The sequence below is a fragment of the Pseudomonas sp. P5_A2_2 genome, from assembly GCF_054177685.1.
Genome location: NZ_JBGCUL010001015.1, coordinates 1 through 1,559, shown reverse-complemented (window position 1 = coordinate 1,559; position 1,559 = coordinate 1). Strand labels below are relative to the sequence as shown.

At 47.0% G+C, this 1,559-nt stretch carries 1 protein-coding gene; it reads left to right on the top strand.

Features of this window, described 5'->3' with window-relative positions:
- The coding region (locus ACXRVY_RS28335) for a hypothetical protein (RefSeq protein WP_458238872.1) at positions 1-1,559 on the top strand (1,559 nt) is incomplete at both ends.

Below are 1,559 nucleotides of genomic sequence, written 5' to 3'. Positions count from 1 at the left end.
GAATATCGGCGCCGAAGCGCACAAGGTGCTGATTGCCGCTGATGCACGAAACGACATTAAATGGCTCAAGGGCAGCGTCAGTTCAACCGATGCAGGGGTAGTCATCAGCAGAGTACCTCGATCACAACCAGACACGAATACGGTATGGAATGGGCAGTGGCGTCCAGACGATGGAGGAAGTATCCAACCCTTCGCCTTGATTCACTCCAGACATAAAGAACAATTCAGTTTTATAGATCGCAAATGGATCAAGCAAAATAAAACTTACCCATTCTTCCCCAAGGAAAAACTGACACCCGAACAAGAAACCACACTCTTTGCTCAAACGCCCATGACAGAAAAAACTAACGCCGGCAACATCAAACAAAAAACAGAATTATTCGCTGAATACGGAATGCAGCTTGACGTACATACCTTGTCCTATTTCAAGGTACCTGGAAATGTTGCCGCGGAAGTGACAAACCTCAATGGCGGACTGATCGCAGACCTTGTCAATCAGAAATCAAATGGCGAACCTGCCATTCAGCGCATCATAGAACCGATGGCCGGGTCGGGCTATTATGGCAACTATGCCAGGGCCGTCGGATTTGAAGGAGAGATGATGATAAATGATCTTAATCCCCTGATCTCATGGACTCAAAAGGAAATAGCCCAACAACCTGATCGCGTAAAATACTACATTGAATTCATTAAAAGAGACCTCATTCGAATCGGCGAAACGAACCAGTTCCTCTTTAACAGTGAGCTGGCTATAAAATTTGCTTCCAAAGAGGATGCCAAAGCCTATATCGGGCTCGATCCAGCCCCCAAAGGCACCCCGGAGACGCTGGAAGCGAAAGCCAAGGTGAACAAATTCCGCGACGATGTTAGAGACTACTTCATTGAGGCCATGCAGGTTATTGTTGAGATAAAAGACGGAGCGGTCATTATCAGCCCTCCCCCGACCAAAGGTGCTTCAATTACCGCCAGGCTACAGGACGGCGAGCCAGCTCTTGACGCACCTGTTCACTCTGCAGATGACAGAGCATTTCTTGCCGCCATGTTTTATATGACTCAGAACAGCAACCAACGCAATAACGCCATTAATGAAATAAGGCTGCTACAAAACGGCAAACACACTTTTCATTTTCCTTCCAATCTAATGTTTTCGGAAGGGAGAACCTTAAAATTGTTTTCAGCCGGCTTGGCGAACATCGATCATCTCAATTACATCGGCCACCTTCATGAACGCGCAAAACGGCCAACTCATTTTTCGACTGGAGACGGCTGGCAGTTGTTGGATAACCTCCGTGACACGACAAGAAACCCAAGCGACCTGATTCTATTGAGTGGGCATTTTAGCCATGTCTACAATACCGAGGCTCTCTTTTTCGATAACATCAAGAGGCATGTGGTTCCTCTCAGCAATAACGGCGCCAGAATTATCATTACAAACTCTTATTCAGCCTCCAAAGAGAAGTCATTTAACGAACTCGGATTCCACACCTTCAAACGAGCAAGGGATTCGGACCACAAAGGCCACAGCATCGCCATTGCCAAAGCGGACTATCTATTGGCCA